We start from the raw sequence: 26,592 nt of genomic DNA on the forward strand, positions 1-26,592 counted from the left end.
GAAGGAGAACACCGATGCCCCAGGTCTATGCCGCCGTACGATCCGGCACCCAATGGTTGATTGCCCAGAAGCGCGCTACCAGCAACTGGTGGAGCGCCTATGCCACGCCGGTTCTGGTGATGGAGGCTGCGGCGCTGTTGAACACCGCATTGACGTCGGCGGACCGTGCCGCCCAGACCGACAGCGCCATCGCGCTGCTGGCGAATGCCGAGACTGCCGCCCGCACTGCCTGGAGTACGGTCCCAGCCAATGCCGCGGCCATCGCGGCGGTCGCCACCGCGGCGGGTCAAGTCCAGACCGCCCGCGGCGTCAACACCGTCGAGGCACTGCAGGGCGCGATTCCGTCAGTGCTGACTGCCGTCGATCGTGCCTCGCTGGCCGCCGGGTTCGCCGGCCGCGTCGCGCTCGGCGCACCTCCCATCGCCGCGTGGCCCGATGCAGGGCTCGGCGCACGCATCGCCGGGGCACAGGCAGCGCTGGAAACCTGGACCGCCGAGCGGCCGCCGGTGACCGTCAACCAGGCTGGGCAATGGGCGCTTCCCGGTGGTGCGATGGGCGCTGCCGAGGCGGCGGAGGCGGCGGCCCGTCGTGAGTTTGTGGAGGAAACCGGGATGGTCCTCGATGCAGGCTATGTCATGGACCACACGGCTGCGTTCGGCAATCGACCGGGCCAGGTGTTGTTCTTCCTGGTCTGCTTTACCGCGCCCGCAGACATCGATCTGGCGGTATTGGCGACAACGCTCAACCAGCAGCTGGCGCCACGACCGGCCTGGATGGGCCGTCCGGCCTCGGATTCGATCGTGGACTGGGAACTGTCGCGCGTACAGCGGGTGGAACAGGCCGCGATTTCGTCGCAGCTGGGAGTTCGCCAGCCGGTGGATCCGCCGCCGGGCGGTCCCGCGCACCGGCAGAGCATCGACTGGTACGCCGCGATCGCACGCTACATCGAAGGCCTACCCGCAGGCTGAGCCAGCGCGTGACGGGGCCGCGCCGTGTGCTGATGCATCATCGACGAAATACCTTACCGACCAGCAATCCGCCCGTATCACGGCGCCGATCTTCACACCATTTCCCCCGCATTCTCCGTCGATTCCACCAATCCGACATCGCCGCTTCTTTCTAATCTGCATCCACGGTGAAGCACACGCAGTTACGCACCACGCACCGTGACACTGGATACCACGCACTTCCACCTTTTCGCAGGAGCAGGACATGGCATTTCCAACCGCGGTAAACGACCAGATCACCGATTCGGTCACCCAGGCCAACACCAAGGTGCTGGGCGATGCGCCCGCCGTGGCAGTGGGCAATCTGTACCAGGCCACCGCACAGGCACTGGCCAACGCCGCGCATAACGCCACCAACGCGCAGCAGCAGTCCTATGTGACCGCGCAGGCGGCCACCACCATGGGTGTGGCCACGCTGTACTCGATCGATACCGCCACCACGGCGGTAGCGAGCAAGGAAATTCTCAGCACCCGCGTGCGCGGCCTGGGTTCCTGATCTGTCGTTCCGTAGCTGACCCGCCAACCTCAAGGAGATCGATATGGCATTCCCGACCGCTGTAAACGACCAGATCACCGATTCAGTCACCCAGGTCAACACCAAAGTACTGGGCGACGGCCCCGCCGTGGCCATGGGCAACCTCTACCAGGCCACCGCGCAGGCGCTGGCCAACGCTGCCCACAACGCAACCAATGCCCAGCAGCAGTCCTATGTGACTGCGCAGGCAGCCACCACCATGGGCGTGGCCACCCTGTACGCGATCGATACCGCCACCACCGGCGTGGCTACCAAGCAGATCCTCGGCGCGTGATGCGCCGGCAGGCAAGGAGCTGAGCCATGGCATTTCCCACGGCCGTCAACGACCAGATCACCGACTCGGTCAGCCAGGCCAACCTGCAGGTGCTGGGCGTGGCGCCTGCCACGGCAATGGGCACGCTGTACCAGGCCACCGCGCAGGCGCTGGCCAATGCCGCCCACAACGCGACGCTCGCCCAGCAGCAGATGTATGTCACGGCACAGGCCGCGACCACGATGGGCGTCGCGCTGCTCTACGCCGTCGATACCGGCGCCACCGGCGCCGCCACCCGGAAGATTCTCGGCTGATTCCATTGAGTGCCGGCAATCTCCGTTCCTGTAGTGCTGTCCACCCTAGGAGCTTCCACCATGGCATTTCCCACCGCCGTCAACAGCCAGATCACCGATTCGGTCTCGCAGGTCAACACCAAGGTGCTTGGTGATGCGCCGGCCATCGCAATGGGCAACCTGTTCGTGGCCACCAGCCAGGCGCTGTCCAACGCCGCGCACAACGCCACCAACAACCAGCAGCAGTCCTACGTGACCATGCAGGCGTCGACCACCCAGGGGGTGTCCACGCTGTATGCGATCGACACCGCCTCCAACGGCGTGGCCACCCGCGAAATCCTGGGTCTGCGCTGACGTGTCGGCCCGGCGTGACGCCAACCGCCGCGCCCCCGCTCAGGGCGGCGTCACGCCGGGCCCCTGATCGATGGCCGAATCGCCCGCCACCGGCTACCTGCTGGCTGCAACCAGCACCGGATCCGGTGTGGCGATCGCCCTCGCCCCCTCGTTCGCGATGTCCGCCACGTACCTGGCAATGGCCGACAGCCTCGGCCTGGCAATGCAGAACGCGGTGGCCAACCAGCAACGCGGCCAGGTGACCGCCGGCGCAAGCCTGGCCCAGGTCCTGGCCCTGATCATCCAGAAGGGAGCCGTTCCGTTATGAGCAGTGAGAACACCGTCAACAGCCAGATCGTCGACAGCGTCAGCGCCGCCTCGACCCTGCTGGTGGCCCAGGGGCCGGCGCAGTCCTTCAGCATGCTGGACATGGTGATGCTGGAGACGCTGGGCACCGCCATGCACAACGCCGTCGCGCGCCAGCAGGGTGCGGGCATGGTCAGCAACGCAGCGGTCACCGCAACCTGCGCGAAGATGATCAATGCCCCCTGGCCGGTGCCGCCGCCCGCTCCGGAACCCCCTCCGCCGCCACCGCCGCAGGTCATCCCCCTGCCCGGCCCGGTGCCGGCCCCCCCTTCGCCTGCGGCCGTGATCGCCGCGGCCACCGCAGAAGGAAAGACCGCCATCAGCGTCCTGCAGGCACAGACCCACGGTGCCACTGCCGACGCTGCGGCCGCTACCAGCAGCCTGCATGTACTCGAAGCGCTTGCAGGCAATGCAGCAGCGCCCGCGCCCGGTCCTGCGCCCGACCCCTCGTCCGGTCCGGATCCGGCCGCAGGTCCCGCCCAGGATTCCGCGCCAGACACCCCGTCTTCCCCGGCCACAGACAACACTGACGCCGGGGCCTGACACCACGCAGGCCGCCTGCGGCCGCACCCGCCCATCAAGGAGCCCGTATGGACCCGAGCAACGTCAACGCCCAGGTCATCGATGTGATCAACCAGGTGCAGACGGCCACCATGTCCGCGACCGTGGTGAAGACCAGTGGTGCCGGCAAGGCCTACCAGTCGGTGGCCCAGTCTGCAGCGATCGCCGTGCAGGATGCCGCCGACGCCCTGCGCAATGTCTCAACCATCGCGACCACCGCGGCCGGCGTGGCCATGGCCCAGTACCTGGCGACGGGGGACGAGAAGTATGCAAGGGTGCTCACGCAGGCGCAGACCATGATGCAGGGAGCCACCGACGACTTCACCCGGGTCGGCAGTGCCGCTGCGACCGTCCTCAAGGATTTTCCGGCCCAGTGAGGCCGCCAGGAGAGCCACGCATGAGCGTTTTCATTGCCGGTCGTTCCATTCCCCAGGCCAACCTGCTCAGTCAATCCAGCAGGCGCGTTCTTCGGCTCATCGACGGCGGCGAGGACTGGATGAAGTGGGCCGTTGAATCGCATGAGCACCGTTACGCCTTCTCCGACGAGGGCACGATGCTTGATGGGGTGCAGCAGGGTCTGCACGGTTCACGCATGACATGGTTGCCGCGCATCGGGTTGCAGATCGGCCCGATCAAGCTGCTCAGCCTCGGCAGCAGCGACCTCGATGCTCTGCTTCACATCGAGCTGGGCGAGGAAACACGCTTGTCGCACAGCGAGGCGCAGGGAGTACTGGCACGACACCGGATGCTGACCAACACCGAACTCGGCGCCTCGCGCGCGTTCCTGACCTCGATCGGCGCGGCCGATGCTCCGCTGCTGCAGCAGCTGGACTTTCGTGAATCGGTGGCGCTTCACCAGTTGGCCGGAGAGGTGGGAATGTCCACCACGGGGCGCGACGATCTCGCCGACGCCGCCAGCTTCGCGCTGCTGCACGCGCGCAGACCCATCGAGTTTGCCGACTACTTCCGTTTCTACCAGCGGGTGAGCGCAGGTGGCGGCAGCCGCGAGCATCGGCTGACGCGCGCCACCCGTGCGTTGCAGCAGGTGCTGCCGATCCTGTTCGGTTTCCTGGACGGGCCGCAGCTGCCACAGCTGCCGTCGCCGGAGCAAGTGCGCGAGGCGCTCGCCGCAAGCCTGGCCGCGAACCGGCAGATCGGCTATGCCCGCATTTCGTTGGCTGCCCAGCAGATGGCGGCGTGCTTCGACAACGATTCCGACCAGCTGCTGGAGGACAGCCGCCTGCGCGAGGTCGTGCGATGGCAGCTGCGCGATGCGCAGGAATTCCTCAACGAACATCCGGTCTCCCGTGGCCAGCTCGGCCAGGATGGTGCCAGCGTGCAGTTCGCGATCGATGGCTCCAGAGCGCAGGCGCTGGTGCAGGTGGAGGACAATGTGATCACCCTGCAGGACTACCGCCGAACCCGCCGCTACCTGGGCGATGAGGCGCAAGTGGGTTACCAGGCGGATGCGGGGTGAGCCCGCCTCCGGCACCGGGTGGCGATGGCGTGCAGGCAGCGGCGGAGGCCCTCGCTTCGGCGGCCGGCGCGGCCGTTGCTGCCGGACGCCTGGCGGCCCAGCAACAAGCGCAGAAGATCCTGGCCGATGCCCAGGCGGCATTGCGCCACATCCTGGGGGAACGCGGCGACAGTGTTCCCCCCTCATCCCCAGCAGGAGCACCGACGATGACCTTCCCGACCCCGCTTCCCGGCAAGCCCACTCCCGCCCATCCGGCGGGAAAAACCCCCATGGAAATCGCCCAGGAGCTGGCGGACGCCGCGATGATTGCCAGTGAAGAAGGCATCCGCGCCGCAATGGAGGTTTCGCAACGCGCGGTCGAGGCCGCCGCCGAAGCGGCACGCCGCGCGGACGAAGCCGCCGAGCAGGCCGTGCAGCGCGCTGCTGAAGCAAACGCACGGTAACGCCTGATCTGCCATCCCAGCGCCCCGGGCAGGCCCGCGCCTGCACCGGGGCGTTTGATTTACTGTTCCGGCGTACGCCGGTAGCTGCGCGGGCTGACCCCCACCGCGCGCCGGAAGCTCTTTTCGAAGTGGCTCAGGTCACCGAAACCAACCTGCAGTGCGACGTCGGTAATGCGCAGGCGTTGCCCATCCCGCAGCAGCTGCTTGGCATGCTCGATGCGCAGTTGCTGCAGCAGCAGCTTGAACGTCGTGCCCAGCTCGCTGCGGAACAGGAAGCCCAGGTGTGACTGACTGACATGCGCCTGGCGGGCGAGGTCGCCCAGCGTGAGCGGCTCCGCAGCGTGGTCCTTCAGATAAGCCAGGGCGCGCTTCAGGCCATCGTGCAGGCCTTCATGCGCAGCCTGCGGTGCGTCCTGCCGTGCAGGTTCGGGAGCGGCAATCTCCTCAACCCTGGGCGGTAGTTCCGGCGTGCGACCGGCATCAATGGCGACATTGCCCGCTGCCAGATCCGGCGCGTGGCGTGCCAGATCATCGCGACGGATGCAGCGGCCACCGGTCATCACCGCCAACCGCACCACTACCCGCTCCATCTCCAGCAGGTTGCCGGGCCAGTCATGCGCACACAATACTTCCAGCACATCGTCACCCAGCACATGGGGATTGAACCCATGCAGCTCCAGCGAACGCGCCGCCAGCGCGGCGATGTCCTCCACCCGTTCGCGCAGCGGCGGAATATCCACGGTCAGGAACTCCAGTCCGGCCAGCAGGGCGCGCGAGAACTGCTTCTCCCTCACCCGTTGTTCCAGGTCCGCGCTGGTCGAGGCGATCACCCGAGTCGGACCGGCCGCCTGCGCTTCGGCATGCGCGGCGGGCAACCCGCGCATGCGGTGTGACAGCTGACCCTGCAACGACACCGGCAGTTCGTCCACTTCATGGAAGTACAGCGTTCCGCCCTGCGCGCGCGCGAACCAGTCACAGGCTTCGCCCTGTGGATGAACACAGTTCACCTCGACAAACGGGCCTTGCCGGTATCGGCCGCCACTGTGCAGGGCGGCGGCCAGTTCCATTTTCTCGGTACCGAACTCGCCACGCAGCAGTACCGGCAGCGGACTGGCCGCCGCGCGTTCGACGAACTCGTCCATCTGCTTCAACGCCTCACCGGCGCCAACCAGCAGCAGCGGCCGGCTCAGCGCCTGTTCGGCCCAGGCCTTGGCTTCGTAGCGCTTGATCAGGTGTGCACAGCGCTGGGCAAACTGTTCCCCCAGTGCCAGGGCACTGCCATCCAGCCGGCCCTCTTCACCCTCCAGATGCAGCTCACCCAGTACCTCGCTGCCATAGCGGATCGGCAAACGCTGACGGGCGGCAGTCTTGTCGCCCGGTACCGCCACCGTAGTCACGTCCGGATGGCCAGCACTGGAACCGCGCAGATGGACGCTGCCGCCACGCAATGCGTGGTGTTGCGAGAACTCCTTCACGAACGCGCCCAACAGGTCGGGCAAGGACCGGTGGGGTCGATAGGCGCGCTGCAACATCTCACTGACTTGCCTGTGCATTGAAACTCCCCTTTCGAATGGCAACCCGCTGCCGTTGCAGCGGGTGATCGCGCAATGGGTACCGTGCGGCTTCATTGCGTGATGCTGCGACGTCCCCGCCGCGCCTCGCGCCAGCCACAGCACACGCAGGTGAACGTGCACACTGTCCGCCCCCATGCCCCCAGGAGGTTGCCGTCGGTAGGTCGACGATGCGGACGTCGGACGGATCCCGGCGCCTCGAGCGCAGATACGCGCATTCGGCCCCAGGATTATCGAAAGCGAGTTTCGAGAAAATCGTGATGATAATCACGTGAATATCGGGGATTATCTTTGCCAGGGATGCAGCGCGAGGGATGCCGGCCCTCGCGCCCTGCCGACCGCATGCGTGTTGCCGATCTGCGGCATGATGGACGCCTTGCCATGATCGGGAGCCTGCCATGCCATTGGGATTCATCGGTCTGGGCGTGATGGGGATGCCGATGTCAGGTCACCTGGCGCGGGCCGGGCACACCGTACTGGGCTGGTCCCGCTCCGGCCGAAACCACGAGGCGGCACGCATCGCCGGCGTGCAGCCCATCGCGCAACGGCAGGACGTGTTCGACGCATGCGGGACAATCCTGCTCATGCTGGCCAATGATGAGGCCATCGACAGCGTGCTGGATCGGAACACGCCGGCCTTCCCGGCCCGCGTCGAAGGCCGCCTGGTGATCAACATGGGCACCAGCTCGGCAACCTATTCCCAGACGCTGGGCGAACAGATCCGCGCGGCAGGCGGACGTTACGTGGAAGCGCCGGTCTCCGGCTCGCGGGTGCAGGCGGAATCCGCGCAACTGGTCATCATGCTGGCCGGCGACGCAGCTGACGTGGCAGAAGCCTCGCACCTGCTTGCGCCCCTCGGCCGGCAGTGCGTCGTATGCGGCCAGGTGCCAGCGGCGCTGCGCATGAAACTGGCGGTGAACCTGTATCTGATCACGCTGGTCACCGCACTGGGCGAGGCAGTGCACTTCGCCGAGGTCCACGGCATTGCCCTGGAGCGCTTCGCCGAAGTACTCAACGCTGGGCCGATGGCCAGTGAGGTATCGCGGATCAAGCTGGACAAGATGATCCGCGAGGACTTCGCGGTCCAGGCCTCGATCACCGATGTTCTGAAGAACAGCGGCCTGGTGGCCGGTGCCGCGCGCGAGGCGGGCATGCAGGCGCCCCTGATCGACGCCAGCGATGCACTGATCGCGCGGGCGCAGCGGATGGGGCTGGGAGGGCTGGACATGGCGGCGGTACTCCAGGCGATCCGGGGCGGCCCACAGGCCACCAGTGGAGCCTGATCCGGATTCATCTTCCGGCACCACAGCGGTCCCTGCCCACTGCTATATTCAGCCCAGCTCGGCAGGCATGGTGCCTGCCCTCGAATCACAGGGAGTTGGTCATGGGTCTGGTACAGGCGGTGAAGGGTGCGGTTGGCGGTGTGCTGGCCGACCAGTGGAAGGACTTCTACACCGTGCCGGCGGGCCTGCCGTCCACGGCCGCCCTGTTCGCGGCGGTGCCGCAGGGCACCAATGCCGGCCGCGGCTCCAATACCAGCGGCTCGTCCAACATCATCACCAACGGCTCGAAGATCATCGTGCCGGAGGGCTACGGCCTGCTGCTGTTCCAGGACGGCGCGATCACCGCGTTCGTCGCCGAACCGGGTGGCTACGAGTGGCGCTCGGACGATCTGAACTCGCAGTCGATATTCGCTGGCGACGGCCTGGTCAGCACCTTCATCAAGCAGAGCTGGGAGCGCTTCAAGTTCGGCGGCCAGCCGGGTTCGCAGCAGGCGGCCTATTTCGTTTCGCTGAAGGAACTGCCGGACAACCGCTTCGGCACCCAGTCGGAAATCTACTGGGACGACGGTTTCCTCAACACCCAGGTCGGCGCGGTCACCCGTGGTTCGTACACGCTGAAGATTGTCGACCCGATTCTGTTCGTGAAGAACTTCGTGCCGGCCAGCTACCTGCAGCCGGGCCAGGTGTTCGACTTCACCGATCTGGACAACGCCGCCGCAAGCCAGCTGTTCAATGAAGTGGTCGGTTCGCTGGCGCCGGCCTTCAGCCTGTATACCAACGATCCGGGCAAGGGCAACCGCATCACCAAGCTGCAGCAGGACTCGCTGGGCTTCGCGCAGAGCCTGTCGGCCGCCGTCGAGCAGGGTTACCAGTGGAAGTCCGACCGCGGCCTGGCCATCGTCAAGACCGCCATCGTCTCGATCGAGTACGACGCCAACACCCGCGAACTGCTGAAGACCGTGCAGCGCGCCGATGCGCTGTCCGGTTCGCGCGGCAATTCCAACCTGCAGGCCAGCGTCGCCCAGGGCATCCAGTCGGCCGGCGAGAACGGCGGTGCGGCAGGCCTGGTCGGTGTCGGCATGGCGTCCGGCATGTTCGGTGTCGGCGGCATGCAGCAGCCGGCCACCCCGGCGGCCGACGATCCGGTCGCCAAGCTGAAGAAGGCCAAGGAAATGCTCGATCTGGGCTTGATCACCCAGAGCGATTACGACGCGCTCAAGGCCAAGGCACTGGGCCTGTAACCGGCAGGACGCACACCCAACATGTCCGATCCCCGAAACGGCCCACCGCCGCTGCCCGGATCCGCGCCCGCGACGCCGCCGCCCTTGCCGGCGGCGTCGTTGGATGGGCCCGGTTCGCCGCAGGACGTCCCTCCCCTGCCCGGCAGCTTCCCGCTGGACACCTCGAAGCTGCCACAGGCCATCCGCGATGAAGTGGAAGCGCCCGATCCTGTGGCCATCGATACCTCGGCCAGCGAGCTGAAGGACGGCCTCAACCGCTGCCCGAAGTGCGGCGCCACCGACATCCGGCCCAAGGCCGGCACCGACATCCTCGTCTGCCTGTACTGCCGTCACGAATGGCATGGCGCACGCGTCGAGGAGGAATTCGGGCTGGGCGAGGCCATCGACCAGCTGCGCGGCACGGTCATCGCCTCTGGTGCACGCGACATCGATGCCGACACATCGGCTTTGATGACGTTCAAATGCACCGGGTGCGGCGCCGAAGTCACGGTCAATACCGAGAGTACGATGACGGCGCGCTGCCACTGGTGCCGCCACGTCTTCGGCGTCAACGAGCAGATTGCCAATGGCGCGGTGCCCGATGCGGTGCTGCCCTTCCATATCAAGAAAGACGATGCGGTCGCGCGCATCCGCCAGTTCGTCGACAAGCGCCGCATGTTCGCGCTGAAGGCATTCAAGGATCAGTTCACCCCGGAAAACGTGGTGGGCGTGTTCCTGCCCTACATGATCGTCGACAGCAATGTCAGCGCGGCCGTGGCTGGCAAGGGCGAGATCCAGACCCGGCAGTACACGGTCGGTAGCGAGAAGAACAAGCGCACCCTGTATGACGCCGATGTCTACCAGGTCGAACGCCAGGTCGATTTCACCGTGGATGACCTGCCACTGGAGTCCTCGGCCGAGCGCGGCAATCTGGACACCCGCGCCAACACCAACAACATCATCAACACCATCCTGCCGTTCGATACCAAGAACGCAGTGAAGTGGAACGCCTCGTACCTGGCCGGCTTCACTTCGGAGAAGCGCAACCTGGATGTGGAAAAGCTACGGCCGCGGCTGGAGGACCAGCTGCTGTCAATTGCCCGCGCACAGGTGGAAGGTTCGGTGAAGCGCTACAACCGTGGCGTGCGCTGGGAGCAGGAACAGCTGGAGGTGCATGGCACCCGCTGGGTGTCGATGTACCTGCCGGTGTGGTTGTACTCGTACCACCAGCCCGGAAAGAACGGCGGCATGCTGCACTACATCGCGGTGAACGGCCGTACCGGCGAAACCATGGGCAGCGTGCCCGTGCAGCAATGGAAGATGCTGCTGGCGGCACTGGCCACCGGCACCGTCATTGAAGCCCTCGCAATTGCCTTCCTGGTGGCATCGACATGAGCGACGACAGTGGCCTCTGGCTGTTGGCGGCAGGTCCGGCCGGCGCAACCGCGCTGTACTGGGCGCTGTACCGCTATTACCGCAACACCGACAAATCGCACTCCTTCGAGCACGAGACCGAAATCGAGGCGCAGCCCGTGACCGGTTCGGACCAGAAGGTCGACCGGATCACTGGCACCGAGGACAAGCGCATCCGCGGTGACAACGTGTATGAGTACCGGAAACGGGTGGTCAGGGTGAAACCCGATCAGTAGAGCCAGGCCATGCCTGGCTGAAAACCCGATGAGTTGAGCCAGGCCATGCCTGGCTGATCGGCAACGCCGCCACGACGACGGTGAACAGCTTCAGCCGGGCAGATGTGTACGCATCTGCGACTGTGGGCTGCTTCGCAGATCAGCTCTGTTTGCCATGCCTATACTACCGCCGCTTCCACCCCGGCCATCGTTGCACCTGCCGGTGGAAGCGGCGGGGCTGGATGTCCCCGCCGGGCCGGCCGCCACGCTGCCGCCGGCCCTGCCAGTGATTTGTAACCCGATGCGGTTCAACCAATCACCAGGGGGAAGGCTATGCGCTACACACGTCGTGATTTTCTTGCCACCACCGCCACCGCTTCATTGGCGTCCTTGGTCGCACCCGGGGCCTGGGCAAGTGGCGCTGCACCGGCCGACAAGGCCATGCAGGCACGCTACCACCGCTACAACGTCACCAGCCCCGAAGGCCAGCGCATGCTGGCCAGCTACGCGCGCGGCATCAAGGCCATGCTGGCACTGCCGGCAGACGATCCACGCAACTGGTTCCGCAACGCCTTCGTGCACCTGATGGACTGTCCGCACGGCAACTGGTGGTTCTATGTCTGGCACCGGGGCTATGTCGGCTACTTCGAACAGACCATCCGCACGCTCAGCGGTGATCCGCAGTTCGCCATGCCCTACTGGGATTGGACCGAGCTGCCACGGATTCCCCCGGCGATGTTCGACGGCCTGCTGACGCCCACCGACAGCGCCTATGCGCCGTACACGCGCAACCTGGCGGTCTTCACCCGGTTCATGCGGCCGGCACTGCAGCGCTACTGGGACAGGCTGAATGCAGGCCAGCGCGAGCAACTCAAGTTCCGCGGCTATCTCAGCGCGGACGACGTCTGGAACGATGTGACCGGCTACAGCGTCGCGGAAAAGACCGGCATTTCGGGCAATGCTGCCTATGCGATCACCTGCGGCGCCCGCTATCTGTGGCGCGAGAATCCAGGTATCGATGCAAAGACCGCTTCGGCCGTGTCTCCCGATACCATTCACGCGGGGCTGTCGCCGGTCGAGTTCTACAACGACGATGTGAGTCGCAGCTTCACCAGCTCGCGCACGGCCTCGCATGTGGTGCAACCGGACGGCGCCACGAAATTCTCGGTACTCGAGGGCTTCCCGCACAACAAGGTGCACAACTGCATTGGTGGCGTCGGCGCGGTCGATCCCGGCCCCTACGGCAACATGACCAACTTCCTGTCGCCACTCGATCCGATCTTCTACCTGCACCACGCCAACATGGACCGCCTGTGGGACGTGTGGAACCAGCTGCAGCAATCCCGCGGCAAGCCGATCATGCCCATCAACGTCGACCAGCGGCGTCAGTTCATGAACGAACCGTTCCGGTTCTTCGTCGATGCACAGGGCAAGCCCGTGGGCGAGCGTCCGGCCAGCGCGTTCTTCTCCACCACAGCCTTCGACTACGACTACGTCTACGGGGGCCGCAACGACCTGCTGAAGGCGGCCGCGCAGCCGGCGGCGACCGGTGCGGTGCGGCTGGTGCGCGGCACGCGTTCCGATGGCGCCGTCCGCGTGGCCGTGCCCAATGAGGCGGTGCGCGCACACCTGGCCACATCGGGGCCGCGCCAGTTGATTGCCGAAGTGACCCTGGAGCGACCACGTGGCTTGAACAATACGCGTGAGTTCGACGTGCTGATCAACGCACCGGCCGGCACCGCGTCCGTGGCCGCCGACAGCCCGTACTACGCCGGCACCGTATCGTTCTTCGGGCCGACCATGGCCGGGATGGACCACAGCCATCCCACCACGTTCGCGGTGCCGCTGCCGCAGAAGCTGGGGGCCCTGCAGGCACTCAATGCCGCCGATGGTGGAACGACCACGCTGGAGATCCGCCTGGTCGCATCCTCCGGCCAGGCAGCGCAGACGTTCCCGGTGCTCGACGCCGCCATCCTGGTGACGCCGCTGCAGCCGTGATGATGCACGGCAGGTGCCGGTCTGTCCGGCACCTGCCCTCGGCCTGGCCGGTTTCAGCCGGCCTGGCCCAGCCGCACCTTCAACCGCTGGATCTCCTGGTCGCTCACCCCGATCGACTTCAGGTACCCTTCCGCACCACCGTACTGGCTGTGCAGCGCTGCCAGGAACTGCTCCATGTTGTCCGGCGCGGTACCGGCCATGCCCGCCATCTTGCGGCCGATCTCCGGATTCTGCTTGACCAGCGCCATGATCTGCGCGTTCATCGCGCTGTCCTTCGGCTGCCCTTCCAGGTAGTGCGCGGAGATCGCGTAGTTGTGCACGATCTCGGCCTTCGGCACGCCGGCCAGGTCCAGCAGCAGCCCGGCGATGATGCCGGTGCGGTCCTTGCCGGCCGTGCAATGGAACAGCACCGCACCGTCCTGCTGCGCGGCAATGCGCTGGAACACCTGCTTGAACTGCGGCTGGCTGTGGCCCAGCCACTGCACATAGGCTTCGCCCAGCGAATCCGGAAAACTGGTCATCATCTTCTGCAGATCCATCTTCTCCGTACCCATCAGCGAGATGCGCTGGTAGTCGAAGCGGTCGTCCCTGGCCAGCAGGTCCGGCGACTGCGCCTGCTCATCGGCGGTGCGCAGGTCGATGTCCAGCTTCACACCAGCGGCAACCAAAGCGTCACGGTCGGCTTCGGTCAAGCGGCCGAGGTCGGCGGTACGCACGAACGCATCGGCTGGAATCGGGCCGTGGCGGCCTTGCAGGCCGGCGAACGTACGCGCGTTCCAGGCGCCCTGCAGCGGAATCACCCGTTGTGCATCGGCAGCGATGGGCTTCACATTGGCGGCGGCAGGCGCCTTCGCGGCGACGGCCTGTGGCGCATCAGCGGCAACAGCCGTCGCGGCCAGCGGCAGGCTCAGCATCAGGGCCAGCGCGAGTTCGGTATGGCGGGTCTTCATGGGGTTCTCCGTTCGAATCAGAAGTTGACGGCCACATCCAGGCCGAAGGTGCGCGGGTCGTTGAAGATGCCGCTCTGGCCCAGCGCCGCGCTGTTGATCTTGTAGAACAGGTGCTGCTCATCCAGCAGGTTGCGTGCCCACAGCGAGAACGACATCGTGGTGCCGGTGCTGTTGACCGGCACATCCACCAATGCCACCCGTGCATTCACCACGAACGAGCTGTCGGTGAGCATCTGGTCGTACTCGCTGGTGTAGTAGCCGTCGGACCAGTTGCCGTCCACATGGAACTTCAGCGCCGAGAAGTTGGCGAACGGCACCAGATAGTCGGCCGACAGGCTGCCCGCATTCTTCGGTGCCAGCAGCGGCTGCACGGTCACCTGCACGCCAGCGCCGAACGGGTCGGTTGCTGTCTGCGCATCGATCTTCGTATAGGCGTAGTTGAGGCCGAGGGTGAGGTTGTCCACTGGCATCACGTTGAGTTCCAGCTCCGCACCCCGGGACTTGCCATCGCTCAGTGCGTTGGTGGTGACCATGGTGGTGCGGGTTTCACCGCTGTTCGGGTCGAACGGCAGCGAGAAGTCCATCTGCTTGTGCGCGATGGTCGAATCGAACACCGCCAGGTTCAAGCGCGCGCGGTTGTCCCAGAACTGTGACTTGAAGCCGAGCTCATAGGCCGTCACTTCCTCCGGACCAAAGGCGGTGTAGTTGGTCGAACGTGAGTTGGCGCCACCCGCCTTGAAGCCGGTGCTGTACTTGGCATAGACCATGGCGTGTTCGCCAAGGTCGTAGGCAATGTTGACCATGGGGTCGAAGCGGCTCCAACGGTCCTTGAACGCAAGGTTGGTGGCGGCACCGTTGACGATGTACAGGTTGCCCTTCTTGTCATCACGGGTGTAGCGACCGCCGGCAGTCAGGTGCAGGCGCTGCAGTGCTTCCGGTGTCCACGTGGCCTGGCCGAACACGCCCAGGCTGTCAGTCCACGCCTTGCTGGCACGGTCGATACGCACCCGGGAAAGATCCAGCGGATTGGTCGCGGGGTTCACCGTGTAGCTGTTGCCACCCGGCCCCCACACCAGCATGTTCGGGGTTTGTGCATTGTCGCCAGCGGTCTCGTGGTAGTAGAACGCACCGCCAAGGAACTGTACCTGGGAGGTGTTTCCGATCAGCTGGAATTCCTGGCTGTACTGGTGCTGGTAGACCTGCGCCAGGCTGTAACGCCCGAACGGCGTGCCGGCGCCACCATAGGCCGAAATCGCATCGACCAGGCCCATGTCGAACTGGCCCTGGGTCAGCTCGCGGTAGGAACTGATCGATTTCAGTTCCAGGGTGTCACTCAACACCCACGACAGGTTCAACAGGTGGCCACTGGTGCGGCCGATGTTGTCTTCCTGCGGCCCGCCCAGGATGGCGCTGGCGCGGCGGTCCTGGCTGGCACCGGCCTTCTGCAGCGGGCTGAGGTAGGCGCCTGGCACCAGCACCTGGGTGTGGTACGGCGTGGTGGCGTCGTAGGAGCGATCAAACGCGTACAGCAGCGAGAAGTCATCGCTCGGCTGCCACAGCGCGCTCAGGCGTGCGCCACGCTTGTCGTAGCTGTTGAAATCGCGCTCGCCGCGCATGGGATTGTCGGTGGTGCCGCCGCGTTTGGCCTGTATGGCGTCGATCTTGAAGCTGACATCGCCCACCTTGGGCAGGTCCAGGTGCAGCGCACTGTTGTACCCACTGAAGTTGGACACCCCCGCGCTGACGCTGCCACCAAACTCGCCGGTCGGCGCCTTGGTCACGATGCTCACCGCGCCGCCTTCGGTATTGCGGCCGAACAGCGTGCCCTGCGGGCCCTTCAGCACTTCGATGCGCTCCACGTCGTAGAGCATGCTGCCCAGGCCCTGCGCGCGGCCCATGAACACGCCATCGACGTAGATGCCGACGCCGGCATCGCGCGCCGGCTGGTTGGCGTCGCCGGAGGCGCCGATGCCACGGATGCCGATATTCAGTGCGGAACTGCGGGTGGCAAACGGCGTAACCCGCAGCGATGGGATGGAGCCATCGGACAGGCTGCCGAGCGAAATCGCACTGCGATCCTTCAGCGCTTCGGCATCGACCACCGACACCGAGATCGGCGTCTCCTGCAGGTTGGTAGCGCGCTTCTGGGCGGTCACCATCACCTGGTCGAGGGCGACCACGGTACGTGCGGCATCGGCGGACGCGCTGGCGTCGGCGCCCGGACTGTCTTCGGCATGGGCCAGCACCGGCAGAGCGGCGGCGATGGCGAGGGTGAGCAACGGGCGGTGCAACGTGGCGTGGCGCATCGGACTCATTCGCGGAAGGAGAAGGCCGGCGCAGTCTGGGAGGCGGGAATTACAAATGAATGACCGTTCATTCACACCTTTTGTGACGTACTATCCCGCCCCTGGACGCCCTGACCACACGCAATGACGCCGAAATCCGCCGTAGCCCCGACCGCCGAAGATCCTGCTGCAGCCCATGCCGAGGCACAGCGACGGCGCATTCTGGACGCCGCCCAGAAGTGCTTCATCACCCGCGGATTCCATGCCGGTTCCATCGGCGACATCGCCGCCGAGGCCGAGATCAGCCAAGGGCTGATGTACCGCTACTTTGCCAACAAGCGCGCCTTGATCCTGGCCCTGATCGAGCGCCAGTTGCGCCACGACCAGGCCTCGATCAGCGAGATGCCGGCAGCCTCCGACCTGGTCGACGGGCTGCTGGAGTGCTACCAGCAGTGGGCGCGTGGAGAGGTGCTGCCGATCCATGGCAACGCCATCGCCAGCGTGGCGCTGTATGCGGAGATCAATGCCGAGGCCCATCGCGATCCGGAGCTGGCCGGTGTGCTGCGTACCCATGACAAGCAGACCAGCGCTGCCATCCAGGCCTGGCTGCGCCAGCGCGATGCGCGCCTCGGCCGGGCTCTGGACGAAGAACAGATTGCCGGCCGCACCCTGTTGCTGCGGTTGCTGGTGGAGGGCCTGGCGATGCGCGCGGTACGCGATCCGGATCTTCCGCCGGCGCGGGTGCGCGCCCTGCTGGCCGATGCCATCGGGCGGGTAATGGCCGATTGAACCACCCTCACACCGTCTCCCGCCCCACCGGTTCGATACTCGCGCGGTCCACCCTCCCGAGGATCCTGCGATGGCTGCCGTGCTTGCCCGTACCTGCCTGTCCGCGCTGTGCTGCGTGGCCCTGCCCGCCCTGGCCCAGGATGCCTCGTTCGGCTTCGGCCAACAGACCACCCGCACCGATCAGACCACCCAATCGAGCAGCACTGAGACTCAGAACAGTGGCTCGATGACCACGCAGACCACCACCAGTGGCAGCTCGCAATCCGAGTCGCGTAGCGAAAGCAAAGGCATCGACGTGGGCTTCGGCTTCCACGACAACAACGACGACTGGGGCCATGACCGCCGCCGCGATGACCGCGATGTACGCGACAGCGATCTGTTCGGCAGCTGGACACTGGGCCAGGAGAACGGCAGCAACTGCACCATCGAGCTGAAGAACATGGAGTGGTTCGGTGGCTACAGTGCCTATGTGCCTGCCGGCTGCCCGGATGGCTTCTTCTCGGCCAACCGCTGGGTGCTGTCGGGCAACCAGCTGCTGCTGACCGATACCAGCAACACCGTATTCGGGCGCTTCCGTGCGTCGGGCGGCGGGCGCTGGACGGGGTACCGTGAATCGGATGGCGCGCGCTTGTATCTCAATCCCAAGGGGCGATGAAGTGCGCTGTCCACGCAACGCACTTGGCATCGGCAGCTGGCTGCTGCTGGCTGTACTGCTGCCCGGTGCGGTGGTCAACGCAGCCATCGCGGCATCGCCGCCGCTGGCACCTGTCGAGGCCCGCGTACCGTTTGCGCCCGCACCGTTCACCGGCAGTGACGGTGCACGCCATCTGGCCTACGAGCTGCACCTCAGTAATTTCTACGGCGACACCGGCACGCTGCGGCCGCAGGGGCTGCAGGTGTTCGCGGACAGCTCTCCCTCGCCACTGTTGAACATGGACGCCAGTGCACTGTCCGCATGGGTGCGCCCCGCCGCTGCCGACGGTGCGCCGCCTTCCATCGCTGCCGGCAAGCGCCTGGTCCTGTTCGTGTGGCTGACACTGCCAGCCGATGCACCGCTTCCCCACGTGCTCCGCCACCACATCGATTTCGCCACGGAAAACGCCGGAATCACCACGCTTGATGGCGCCGCAGTCGACGTCGCCACATCGGCGCTGCCGGTGCTCGGGCCACCGCTGAAGGGCGGCCGATGGCTCGCGCATGAAGGCCCTGGCGCCGCGCAGTCACACCATTGGGGCAGCCTGGTGGCGGTGAATGGCGCGCTGACCATCCCGCAGCGGTTCGCGCTCGATCTGGTCGGCGTGGATGCACAGGGCCGCGCAGTCCATGCAGCTCCCGAGCGCCTGCAGAAGACGCGCCACCCGGATTGGGTGGGCTATGCCGCGCCGGTGATTGCCGTGGCGGACGGCGTGGTCCGCGATGTGCGCGACGGCGAGCCGGAGCATCCTCCCCTGACCCCGCCACCCGAACCAGCATCACTGACCAGCCACGGCTTGTTCGGTAACTACGTGGTGCTGGAAATTTCGCCGGGGGTGTTCGCCAGCTATGCCCACCTGCGCACGGGCAGCATCAAGGTCAAGCCCGGCCAGCGCGTGCAGCGCGGGCAGGCGCTGGGCGCGCTGGGCCAGTCGGGCAACTCCGCGGCGCCCCACCTGCACTTCCAGCTGTCCAACGGCGTCCGCTTCGAAGGCTCGGAGGGCATTCCCTACGTCTTCGATCGGTTCCAGCATTTCGGCCCGGAAACCGAGGCGCAGCTGTTCGGCCAGGGTGAGCGCTGGACCGCGCTGCCCGCAGAGCTACGCCAGCAGCAACTGCCACTCAACGATGTGGTGATCGGCTTCTGAAAGCCCACGGATATGCTCTCGCCGGCACTGCGCGACCGCGATCCGGCAACGTCCGCCATCGGCAATGTGTGAGTCCTATCACAGCGCTGATCAGGACTTGCCAGGACTCACACCCACATCACCCTTCCGTGGCGATAGATAACACCTGCTGACGTAGCCTGATGCCGACGCCAGCCGTTACCGCCCTCGCCCCCAGCCACGCCATGCGCCATGGACGAAGCCGACCGACTGCTTGAAATCGACAGACTCAACCTGCTCGATACGCCGCCCGAGCCGGTGTTCGATGCGATCGTCGCCGCGGCCCGCGCAGCGACCGGCATGACCATGGCGCTGATCTCGGTCGTGGCCGACGAGCGCCAGTGGTTCAAGGCCAACATCGGGCTGGAGGGCGTCAGCGAGACGGCCCGCGAGATCTCGTTCTGCACCCATGCGATCCGTCAGGACGAGCTGTTCGAGATTCCCGACGCGCGCCAGGATCCTCGCTTCTCCGCCAATCCGCTGGTGACCGGCGGCCCACGCATTCGCCACTACGCCGGCATTTCGCTGGGCTCGGCGCATGGGGCGCGCATCGGCACGCTGTGCCTGCTCGATGCCATGCCGGGTGTGCTGTCGCCGTCGCAGCGCGAGCTGATGGTGCACCTGGCCCGGGTCACCACCCAGGTGCTGGAACAGCGCAGCACGCTGCTGGCACAGGTCGGCCAGGCCAAGGCCCTGCACCGCGAGCTGAAGCGCAGCGAGGATTTCCTGGAGCGCACCAACCGTGCCGCACGCGTCGGCGGCTGGGAGCTGGACCTGGTCGGCAACGAGGTGCGCTGGACCCGCGAGACCAAACTGATCCACGGCGTGCGTGCCAACTACCAGCCCACGCTGGAAACAGCCCTGTCGTTCTATCGCGAAGACAGCCGCGCCATCATCCGCACGGCCGTGCAGCGCTGCATCGATGAGGGAACGTCCTGGGAAGTACAGCTGCCGATGACTACCGCCGATGATCGCGCGATCTGGACCCGCGTGGTCGGCAGCAGGCAGCAGGTGGACGGTCGCCCGCGGCTGGTCGGCGCCATCCAGGACATCACCGAGGAACGCGCCGCACTGGATGCCCTGGAGGCCAGCGAGACCCGCTACCGGCGGCTGTTCCACTACAGCCTGGGCCTGATCTGCACGCATACGCTGGAAGGCGTGCTGACCTCGGTAAACCCGGCGGCTGTGCAGTCGCTGGGCTTTGAAGAGGGCCAGATGATCGGGCGCAGCCTGTGCGACCTGATGCCAGCGGAGAAGCATGCCGCCTTCAAGGCGTATCTCGCACGCATCGCGGTCAACCACACCGATGCCGGCGTGATCGAACTGATGGCCGCTGATGGCACCCGCCACTTCTGGGCCTATCACAACGTGCTCGACAGCGAGGCTAATCCCCCCTACGTGCTGGGCCATGCGCAGGACGTGACGGCGCTGCGGATGCAGGAACAGCAACTGCGCGAGATGTCGTTCAAGGATCCCCTCACCCAGAGCTACAACCGCCGCTTCCTGCCTCGCCTGGACGAACTGGCCGACCAGCCATGGGCCTGCCTGATGTTCGATCTCGACCACTTCAAGCAGATCAACGACACCCAGGGTCACGCCCGTGGCGACACCGTGCTGGCGGAATTTGCCGCGTTCCTGCGTGCCCCGCTGGGCACCGCAGAGCACGTGGTACGCATGGGCGGCGACGAGTTCATGGTGGTGTTGACCTCACCGCCGCCGGGGCGGTTGGCCGCGCTGGAACAGTGGTATGCGCAACAAGCCGGCCGCTCGCCTACGCCTTTCTCGCTGGGTGCGACCCACCATGCGCCGGGCGAGTCGGTGGCCGATACCCTCCAGCGTGCCGACAGCCGGCTGTACCGCGAGCGCGCACGCGTGCGCACGCACCCGCGGCCTGCAACCTGAGACTCTCTCCGCAGCGGGCGTGACCCTACTCCGCCGCCAACGCCTGGATCGGATCCAGCTGTGCGGCACTGCGCGCCGGGAAGTAGCCGAAACCGAGCCCGATTGCAGACGAACACGCCAGCGCGGCGAGCACCGGCCCTGCAGTGAACAGGAATGGCACACCCAGCGACAGCAGGCTGGACAGCGCGCCCACACCGAACGCCAACAGCACGCCCAGCACGCCGCCAAACAGGCAGATCAGCACCGCCTCGATCAGGAACTGGCGCAGGATGTCGTTCTGCCGCGCCCCCACCGCCAGCCGCACGCCAATCTCCCGCACGCGCTCCTTTACCGACACCAGCATGATGTTCATCACGCCCACGCCGCCGACCACCAGCGCCACCGCCGCGATCGCCGAAACCAGCGCCGCCATGGTCTGGCTGGATTTCATCACCGCCTTGCGGATCTGGTCCGCGTTGTAGATGAAGAAATCGCGGCGCCCGTGCAGCCGCTGCAGTTCTGCTCCCAGCGACGCTTCGGCGGCGGTGGTCGGTAGGTCGTCGCGCACGCGCACCGTGATGCTTTCCAGCCGCTGGCTGCCCAACAGCCGTGAGGCAGCAGACGTATAGGGAACGTAGACGGTTGGCGTGGCCCCGCCGGCGAATGCATTGGGGCCGACCACGCCGATCACTTCGACCGGCATGCCGCCCAGCAGCACCGTGCTGCCGATGGGATTGCCAGTGAACAGCGCCTTCGCCGCCTTCTGGTCGACCACGCCCACCGCCCGATGCGCATCCACCTCGGCAACGGTGAAGAACCGGCCGGCCTTCAGGCGCAGCCCGCGCACGCGCGGCAGATCGGCACCGGCCCCCAGCACCTGTGTGTTGGCGCGCCGGCCGCCCTGCAGTGCTGCCACCGAACCGCTCAGGTTGGGGCTGACACTGTCGACATAGCTCAGTGCGGCCAAGTGATCCGCATCGCCTACCACCAGCGTTTCGATTTCCGCCGAACGCGGGTCACCGAAATCGGTACCCGGAAATATCTCCAGCGTGCTCGCGCCCAGCTCGTTGATCTGTGACTCGACCTGCGCCTGCGCGCCCTTTCCCAGCGCAACCACGGTCACCACCGCAGCCACGCCGATGATGATGCCGAGCATGGTCAGCAACGTGCGCAGGCGATGGGCCAGCATCGAACGCACGGCCATCCGCGTCGCCTCGCGCATGGCATCGATGCGCGCGCGCCGTTCGGCGGCCGCCACGGGTGTGCGCTCGGGCGCGTCTGCATGCTGCAGCACTGACGGGTCTCGCTCCTGGCGATCGGCCACCACGCGTCCATCGGCGATCTCGATCACACGCGATGCATGGGCAGCAATCGCCGCGTCGTGTGTCACCAGGATCACGGTATGGCCCTGCCCGTGCAGGCGCTTCAGCTCGGCCATCACCTGCTGGCCACTGGCATGGTCCAGCGCACCGGTCGGCTCGTCGGCCAGCACGATCGCGCCCCCGTTCATCAGCGAACGCGCAATGGAAACGCGCTGCTGCTGGCCGCCGGACAGCTGACTGGGCCGGTTCGTGGTGCGCTCACCCAGCCCCAATGTTTCCAGCAGCATGTGCGCACGGGCGGTGCGCGCATCGGCATCCACGCCGGCGTAGACCGCCGGTAGTGCCACATTTTCCGTGGCGCTCAGATTCTCCATCAGGTTGTAGCGCTGGAAGATGAAGCCGAAATGCTCGCGGCGCAATCGTGCAAGCTGGTCAGGCGACATCTGCTCTGTCGCTGCCCCATCCACGCGGTAGCTGCCTTCAGTCGGCCGATCCAGACAACCCAGGATGTTCATCAGGGTGGACTTGCCCGAGCCCGAGGGGCCGATGATGGCGATGAACTCACCGGCGTCGATGCGCAGCGAGACCTCCTTCAGCACCACAACCTCGCCGGCGGCAGAGCGATAGGCGCGCGATACGCCATGCAGTTCCAGCAGCGCGTCGGCCATGCTCACATCCCCAGCAGGCTGGTGGGCTCGGCTTCCGCGCCGCTGGGCGCCTGCCCGACCACCACGTTCTCGCCCGCCTTAAGGCCGGACAGGATCTGCACCGCAGTAGCGGTGCGCAGGCCGGTCGTCACCGCGCGCTCGTGGACACTGCCCTTGGCATCGATCACCTGTACGGTCGCGCGGTTGCTCGCCTTGTCGTCGCTCTCGGACACTGCCGTCAACGGCACCTGCAGTGCATTGGCGGCGCGCGCCAGCTGGATCGTCACCTTCACCGTCATCGACGGCTTCAGTTTCAGGCCCGGATTGGGTACGTCAAACAGCCCGGCGTAGTACACCGCCTTCGGCGTCTGCGCCGATCCGCCGGTATTGCCGGTGGCCACGTCGGCAATCGACGATGGTGCAGGTTCAAGCTGCTGCAGATGCGATTCGTAGCGGCGTCCGCCCGGCCCCAGCGTGGAGAACCACAGGGGTTGGCCAGGCGCGATCAGTTCGACATCGGCCTCCGCGATCTCGGTGCGAACCGTCATCGTGTCCATCTGTGCCAGCATCACGATGGTCGGCGTGGTCTGCATCGAGTTCAACGTCTGCCCGGCCTTGGTGACGATGGCCACGATGTAGCCGTCGGAAGGTGAGACGATGCGGGTGTAGCCCAGGTTGATCCGCGCGGTTTCCACCTGGGTCACCGCCTGGTCGATCTGGGCCTGCAGCGCTGCGACGTCCGAGCGCGCCGCTTCGCGCGCCACCCGTGCGGTCTCGAAACCTTCCTGCGAAACCAGCCGCGACGCCACCAGCTGCGCCTGGCGCTCATGCACGCGGATGGCCTGGGCATAGCGCGCCTGGCTGGCCGCATGTTGGGCCCGCAGCATGTTGGTAGCGGCTTCGGCGCTGCGCAGGGCGATGCGCTGCGGCTGCGAATCCACTTCGGCAATCAGGTCGCCAGCGTGCACACGCTGGCCCAGCACCACATGCAGGCGCTTGACCTGGCCCGACACCTGCGCGCCCACCGCCACCAGTTCCTTGGGGTTGACCCGGCCAACGGCCTGCACGGTCTTTTCCAGGTCCGCCAGCCTTGCCGGGGCCGTGATCAGCGCGGCATCATCACCCTCGGCAAACAGCCACCAGCCAGTGCCGCCTGCAAGAAGCGCAACGATTGCGGCAATGATCCAGGTCCTGCGGTTGTTCATCGGAGGGCTCGCATGCACGCAGCCACCGGATGTGACCGCAGAATCCGCAGTCTGGAAGGTGGTGGTGGATGTTTCTTGGAGCCACTGTGGAGATTGCATGGAGGCCGCACATCCGTTCAGGCACGGGGCCCGCTCCTGAACGGCATGGATCGCGTCCACGAAATCTCGACACAATCTCGACCAAGTCTCCATCAACGGCCCCTAGCCTTGTCGGCCTCGCCGACTGCATCCCCGCCGTGTCCCTCCCGTTGCCAGACCTGCCTCCCATCGATGTCCGCCGCGCCTACCTTGCCTGGTGCGCGCCTTCACCGTGGCTGCTTGCACTGGTACTGGCGTCGACCAGCGCCTGGATGCTTGCCAGCGCGAACCCGGCGCCGCCCCTGCTGGCGGGTGCCGGTGCCGCCGCGCTGCTGTGGTTCCGCAGCGATGGCCCCGGCCATTCGGCGCGCACGGGCACCCTGGCGTCGCTGGCGCTGATTGGCCTCGCGGCCTGGTCCGCCTCCAGCGCGGACGTGAGCCTCATGCCTGCAGGGATAGCGGCTGCCCTGGTGGCTGCGTTGCTTGCCCTGCGCCTTCGGGCCCTGGTCCGCATGGCCCGCCGCCTGCAGGACCGGGTGGACGCGACGGGCATGGAATCACGGTGGAACAAGCTGCCGGCGGCCGTATCGACCCTGCTCGCACAGCACCTGCGCGGGACCGCAACACTGGCGCCCGCCCTGCAGCACACGCTGGTGCTGGCCACGCTCGCGTGGGCCGCCCACGAAGAAGCGCAGACCCTGGAACGGCCAAGATGACACCGTCGGCGGCGTTACCCATTCCTCACTTGAAACCGCAGCATGCAATGAAATCCGATGCCCGCACACGCCAGGCGCCTCTGGTGCTGATTGCCGAAGATGAAGGCGAAATTGCCGACATTCTCGGCGCCTACCTGGCCCGCTCCGGGCTGCGCAGCGCCCGCGCCGCCGACGGCGAAGCCGCCCTCACCAGCCACCGCCAGCTGCGCCCCGACCTGGTGCTGCTGGACGTGCAGATGCCGAAGATGGACGGCTGGCAGGTGCTGAGCGAGTTGCGCCGGCGCGGCAACACCCCGGTAATCATGCTCACCGCACTGGACCAGGACGTGGACAAGCTCACTGGCCTGCGCGTCGGCGCCGACGACTATGTGGCCAAGCCCTTCAATCCGGCCGAGATCGTCGCCCGTATCCAGGCGGTGCTGCGCCGTAGCGCGAAGCCCATGGCAGAAGAACCCAACGGGCTGATCCGGCAGGGGCCATTCGAGATCGACCTGCGCAGCCATGAGGTCACCGTACGCACCCATGACCACGTGCATGCTTTGAGCTTCACGCTCACCGAGTTCCGTCTGCTGGTGCACATGGCGCGCGCACCGCGCATGGTGCACAGCCGGCTGGATCTGCTCCAGAGCTGCCTGCCGGAAGGCGATGCGCAGGAGCGCACCGTGGACAGCCACGTCAGCAAGCTGCGCCGCAAGCTGGAGGAAGTCGGCGTCATCGGCATTCCCGCCACCATCCGCGGTGTCGGCTACCGCTTCCTGGACTGAACCGATGAACCCCAAAGGCAAGAGCATCGGGCGCCAGATCACGCTGTCCATCACGGTCGCGTCGCTGTGTTCAACCGTACTGTCGATCAGTGGCTTCTACCTGTTCTACTACCTGATGGAGGTGTTCTATCCCCGCTGGTACGACGAACCGGAAACCATCATGCCGTCGGGCCTGGAATGGCTGTGGATCGGCCTGACCGCAACCGTCGTCGTTGCGCTGGCCACATTGATCGCCTCGCGCCTGACCCGGCGCATCATCACCCCACTGAACTCGGTGGCCGAAAGCCTGCGTCGCGTGGCCAGCGGTGATCTGGAGGCGCGTGCGCGCGGCGGCGACACCTCGATGACCGAGGCCGCCACACTGGTCAGCGACTTCAATTCGATGGCCGAGCGATTGAGCCGGATGTCGGAGAACCGCGTGTTCTGGAACGCGGCGATCGCACACGAACTGCGCACACCAATGACCATCCTGCGTGGCCGCCTGCAGGGCATCGCCGAAGGCGTGTTCGAGCCGGGGCCGGAGCAGTTCAACAGCATGCTCACCCAGCTGGAGGGCCTGACCCGCATCATCGAAGACCTGCGCGTGGTCAGCCTGGCCGAAAGCGGTCACCTTGATCTGCGGTTGCAACGCAGTGATGTCAGCGTGCAGGTGGCGGCGGTGGTCGAAGCGATGTCCGAGGCGCTGACCGAGAGTGGTTTCTCAGTGACCTTGGACGCGCGGCCGTCGCTGGCCGACTGCGATCCGGCACGCATCCGCCAGGCGGTGCTGGCGCTGCTGGAAAACGCACGCCGCCATGCCATTCCCTGCCCGCTGCGAGTACACGTGACGCTGGCCGAAGGCCATTGCACCGTGACCGTTGAGGATGGCGGCCCCGGTGTGCCGGACGACCTGCGCGACAGCATCTTCGAAGCCTTCCAGCGCACCGATGTGTCGCGCTCGCGACAGAGTGGTGGCTCCGGGCTTGGCCTGGCGGTGGTGCGCGCGATTGCCGTTGCCCATCACGGAACGGCGCAGTGCAGGGCGACCGAACGTGGCGGCAGTGCCTTCGAAATCCGCTGGCCGGTGCACGCGCGTCGTTGAGAGTGCGGCGGCAGCCAAGGTTGGCGACTACCGCTGCTCTGGTAGTT

Annotated in this window: 27 protein-coding genes; 22 read left to right on the forward strand and 5 right to left on the reverse strand. The window is 66.3% G+C overall.

Annotated elements, in window-relative coordinates; genetic code table 11:
- Positions 1–14 precede the first annotated feature (14 nt).
- The 10 genes from AC13GF_RS06420 (at position 15) to AC13GF_RS06465 (ending at position 5,268) form a co-directional block, all read left to right on the forward strand.
- Positions 15–968, forward strand: coding sequence for an NUDIX domain-containing protein (locus AC13GF_RS06420; protein ID WP_483003941.1), 954 nt, complete (start codon positions 15–17; stop codon positions 966–968).
- A 244-nt stretch (positions 969–1,212) separates the two neighbouring features.
- Positions 1,213–1,503, forward strand: a complete 291-nt coding sequence (locus tag AC13GF_RS06425; RefSeq protein ID WP_483003942.1) for a RebB family R body protein — start codon at positions 1,213–1,215, stop codon at positions 1,501–1,503.
- A 43-nt stretch (positions 1,504–1,546) separates the two neighbouring features.
- Positions 1,547–1,816, forward strand: coding sequence for a RebB family R body protein (locus tag AC13GF_RS06430; RefSeq protein ID WP_046985582.1), 270 nt, complete (start codon positions 1,547–1,549; stop codon positions 1,814–1,816).
- 26 nt (positions 1,817–1,842) lie between these two features.
- Positions 1,843–2,109 (forward strand): RebB family R body protein, encoded by a 267-nt coding sequence (locus AC13GF_RS06435; RefSeq protein ID WP_006446865.1) that lies wholly within the window; start codon positions 1,843–1,845, stop codon positions 2,107–2,109.
- Positions 2,110–2,169: 60 nt separating this feature from the next.
- Positions 2,170–2,442, forward strand: a complete 273-nt coding sequence (locus tag AC13GF_RS06440) for a RebB family R body protein (RefSeq protein WP_005416651.1) — start codon at positions 2,170–2,172, stop codon at positions 2,440–2,442.
- Positions 2,443–2,512: 70 nt separating this feature from the next.
- A complete protein-coding gene (locus AC13GF_RS06445; RefSeq protein WP_483003944.1) occupies positions 2,513–2,749 on the forward strand; it encodes a RebB family R body protein in 237 nt (78 codons plus the stop codon).
- Positions 2,746–3,330 carry a RebB family R body protein gene (locus AC13GF_RS06450; protein ID WP_483003945.1) on the forward strand — a complete coding sequence of 195 codons (585 nt, stop codon included), beginning with the start codon at positions 2,746–2,748 and terminating at the stop codon, positions 3,328–3,330. Before AC13GF_RS06445 ends, AC13GF_RS06450 begins: the two co-directional genes overlap by 4 nt.
- A gap of 47 nt (positions 3,331–3,377) precedes the next feature.
- Positions 3,378–3,725, forward strand: a complete 348-nt coding sequence (locus tag AC13GF_RS06455; RefSeq protein WP_014037265.1) for a hypothetical protein — start codon at positions 3,378–3,380, stop codon at positions 3,723–3,725.
- A gap of 20 nt (positions 3,726–3,745) precedes the next feature.
- Entirely contained in the window at positions 3,746–4,825 is a 1,080-nt protein-coding gene (locus AC13GF_RS06460) for a hypothetical protein (protein ID WP_483003947.1), read from the forward strand.
- The gene (locus AC13GF_RS06465; protein WP_483003949.1) at positions 4,822–5,268 is read left to right on the forward strand and encodes a hypothetical protein; all 447 of its coding nucleotides are present in this window, start codon (positions 4,822–4,824) and stop codon (positions 5,266–5,268) included. The genes AC13GF_RS06460 and AC13GF_RS06465 overlap by 4 nt, the downstream gene beginning before the upstream one ends.
- Positions 5,269–5,327: 59 nt before the next feature.
- On the opposite strand, the gene AC13GF_RS06470 is transcribed toward AC13GF_RS06465, so the two are convergent.
- Positions 5,328–6,821 carry a helix-turn-helix domain-containing protein gene (locus AC13GF_RS06470; protein WP_483003950.1) on the reverse strand — a complete coding sequence of 498 codons (1,494 nt, stop codon included), beginning with the start codon at positions 6,819–6,821 and terminating at the stop codon, positions 5,328–5,330.
- A gap of 416 nt (positions 6,822–7,237) precedes the next feature.
- Here AC13GF_RS06470 and AC13GF_RS06475 point away from each other — a divergent pair, with 416 nt between their 5' ends.
- The 5 genes from AC13GF_RS06475 to AC13GF_RS06495 all read left to right on the forward strand — a co-directional run bounded on the left by AC13GF_RS06475 (position 7,238) and on the right by AC13GF_RS06495 (position 12,968).
- Entirely contained in the window at positions 7,238–8,122 is an 885-nt protein-coding gene (locus AC13GF_RS06475; RefSeq protein ID WP_483003952.1) for an NAD(P)-dependent oxidoreductase, read from the forward strand.
- 101 nt (positions 8,123–8,223) lie between these two features.
- The gene (locus AC13GF_RS06480) at positions 8,224–9,363 is read left to right on the forward strand and encodes an SPFH domain-containing protein (RefSeq protein ID WP_483003954.1); all 1,140 of its coding nucleotides are present in this window, start codon (positions 8,224–8,226) and stop codon (positions 9,361–9,363) included.
- 21 nt (positions 9,364–9,384) lie between these two features.
- On the forward strand, positions 9,385–10,737 hold the full coding sequence (locus AC13GF_RS06485) for a hypothetical protein (protein ID WP_100445822.1): 1,353 nt from the start codon (positions 9,385–9,387) through the stop codon (positions 10,735–10,737).
- Positions 10,734–10,991 carry a hypothetical protein gene (locus tag AC13GF_RS06490; protein ID WP_049409605.1) on the forward strand — a complete coding sequence of 86 codons (258 nt, stop codon included), beginning with the start codon at positions 10,734–10,736 and terminating at the stop codon, positions 10,989–10,991. The genes AC13GF_RS06485 and AC13GF_RS06490 overlap by 4 nt, the downstream gene beginning before the upstream one ends.
- Before the next feature lie 312 nt (positions 10,992–11,303).
- On the forward strand, positions 11,304–12,968 hold the full coding sequence (locus tag AC13GF_RS06495; RefSeq protein ID WP_483003955.1) for a tyrosinase family protein: 1,665 nt from the start codon (positions 11,304–11,306) through the stop codon (positions 12,966–12,968).
- A gap of 53 nt (positions 12,969–13,021) precedes the next feature.
- On the opposite strand, the gene AC13GF_RS06500 is transcribed toward AC13GF_RS06495, so the two are convergent.
- Positions 13,022–13,918 carry a tyrosine-protein phosphatase gene (locus tag AC13GF_RS06500; protein WP_483003957.1) on the reverse strand — a complete coding sequence of 299 codons (897 nt, stop codon included), beginning with the start codon at positions 13,916–13,918 and terminating at the stop codon, positions 13,022–13,024.
- Positions 13,919–13,935: 17 nt separating this feature from the next.
- Positions 13,936–16,233 carry a TonB-dependent receptor gene (locus tag AC13GF_RS06505; RefSeq protein ID WP_483003958.1) on the reverse strand — a complete coding sequence of 766 codons (2,298 nt, stop codon included), beginning with the start codon at positions 16,231–16,233 and terminating at the stop codon, positions 13,936–13,938.
- A gap of 114 nt (positions 16,234–16,347) precedes the next feature.
- On the opposite strand from AC13GF_RS06505, the gene AC13GF_RS06510 reads away from it, so the two are divergent.
- The 4 genes from AC13GF_RS06510 (at position 16,348) to AC13GF_RS06525 (ending at position 20,753) form a co-directional block, all read left to right on the forward strand.
- Complete coding sequence (locus tag AC13GF_RS06510) at positions 16,348–16,992, forward strand: TetR/AcrR family transcriptional regulator (RefSeq protein WP_483003959.1); 645 nt, start codon at positions 16,348–16,350, stop codon at positions 16,990–16,992.
- A 70-nt stretch (positions 16,993–17,062) separates the two neighbouring features.
- Complete coding sequence (locus AC13GF_RS06515) at positions 17,063–17,647, forward strand: AprI/Inh family metalloprotease inhibitor (RefSeq protein WP_483003961.1); 585 nt, start codon at positions 17,063–17,065, stop codon at positions 17,645–17,647.
- 1 nt (position 17,648) lies between these two features.
- Positions 17,649–18,833, forward strand: coding sequence for a M23 family metallopeptidase (locus AC13GF_RS06520; protein WP_483003962.1), 1,185 nt, complete (start codon positions 17,649–17,651; stop codon positions 18,831–18,833).
- A 210-nt stretch (positions 18,834–19,043) separates the two neighbouring features.
- Positions 19,044–20,753: a sensor domain-containing diguanylate cyclase gene (locus AC13GF_RS06525; RefSeq protein ID WP_483003964.1), complete on the forward strand. Its 1,710-nt coding sequence runs from the start codon at positions 19,044–19,046 to the stop codon at positions 20,751–20,753.
- A gap of 25 nt (positions 20,754–20,778) precedes the next feature.
- Here AC13GF_RS06525 and AC13GF_RS06530 read toward each other — a convergent pair whose 3' ends face one another.
- On the reverse strand, positions 20,779–22,722 hold the full coding sequence (locus AC13GF_RS06530) for a MacB family efflux pump subunit (protein WP_483003966.1): 1,944 nt from the start codon (positions 22,720–22,722) through the stop codon (positions 20,779–20,781).
- Between the two features lie 2 nt (positions 22,723–22,724).
- Positions 22,725–23,906: an efflux RND transporter periplasmic adaptor subunit gene (locus AC13GF_RS06535; protein WP_483003967.1), complete on the reverse strand. Its 1,182-nt coding sequence runs from the start codon at positions 23,904–23,906 to the stop codon at positions 22,725–22,727.
- Between the two features lie 236 nt (positions 23,907–24,142).
- On the opposite strand from AC13GF_RS06535, the gene AC13GF_RS06540 reads away from it, so the two are divergent.
- The 3 genes from AC13GF_RS06540 to AC13GF_RS06550 are packed head-to-tail and all read left to right on the forward strand — an operon-like array spanning position 24,143 to position 26,545.
- Positions 24,143–24,700: a hypothetical protein gene (locus AC13GF_RS06540; protein ID WP_483003969.1), complete on the forward strand. Its 558-nt coding sequence runs from the start codon at positions 24,143–24,145 to the stop codon at positions 24,698–24,700.
- A gap of 47 nt (positions 24,701–24,747) precedes the next feature.
- Positions 24,748–25,464 (forward strand): response regulator, encoded by a 717-nt coding sequence (locus tag AC13GF_RS06545; RefSeq protein ID WP_483003970.1) that lies wholly within the window; start codon positions 24,748–24,750, stop codon positions 25,462–25,464.
- Positions 25,465–25,468: 4 nt separating this feature from the next.
- On the forward strand, positions 25,469–26,545 hold the full coding sequence (locus tag AC13GF_RS06550; protein ID WP_483003972.1) for an ATP-binding protein: 1,077 nt from the start codon (positions 25,469–25,471) through the stop codon (positions 26,543–26,545).
- Positions 26,546–26,592 lie beyond the last annotated feature (47 nt).

The organism is Stenotrophomonas sp. 22LJNL06-5-1 (assembly GCF_056861455.1).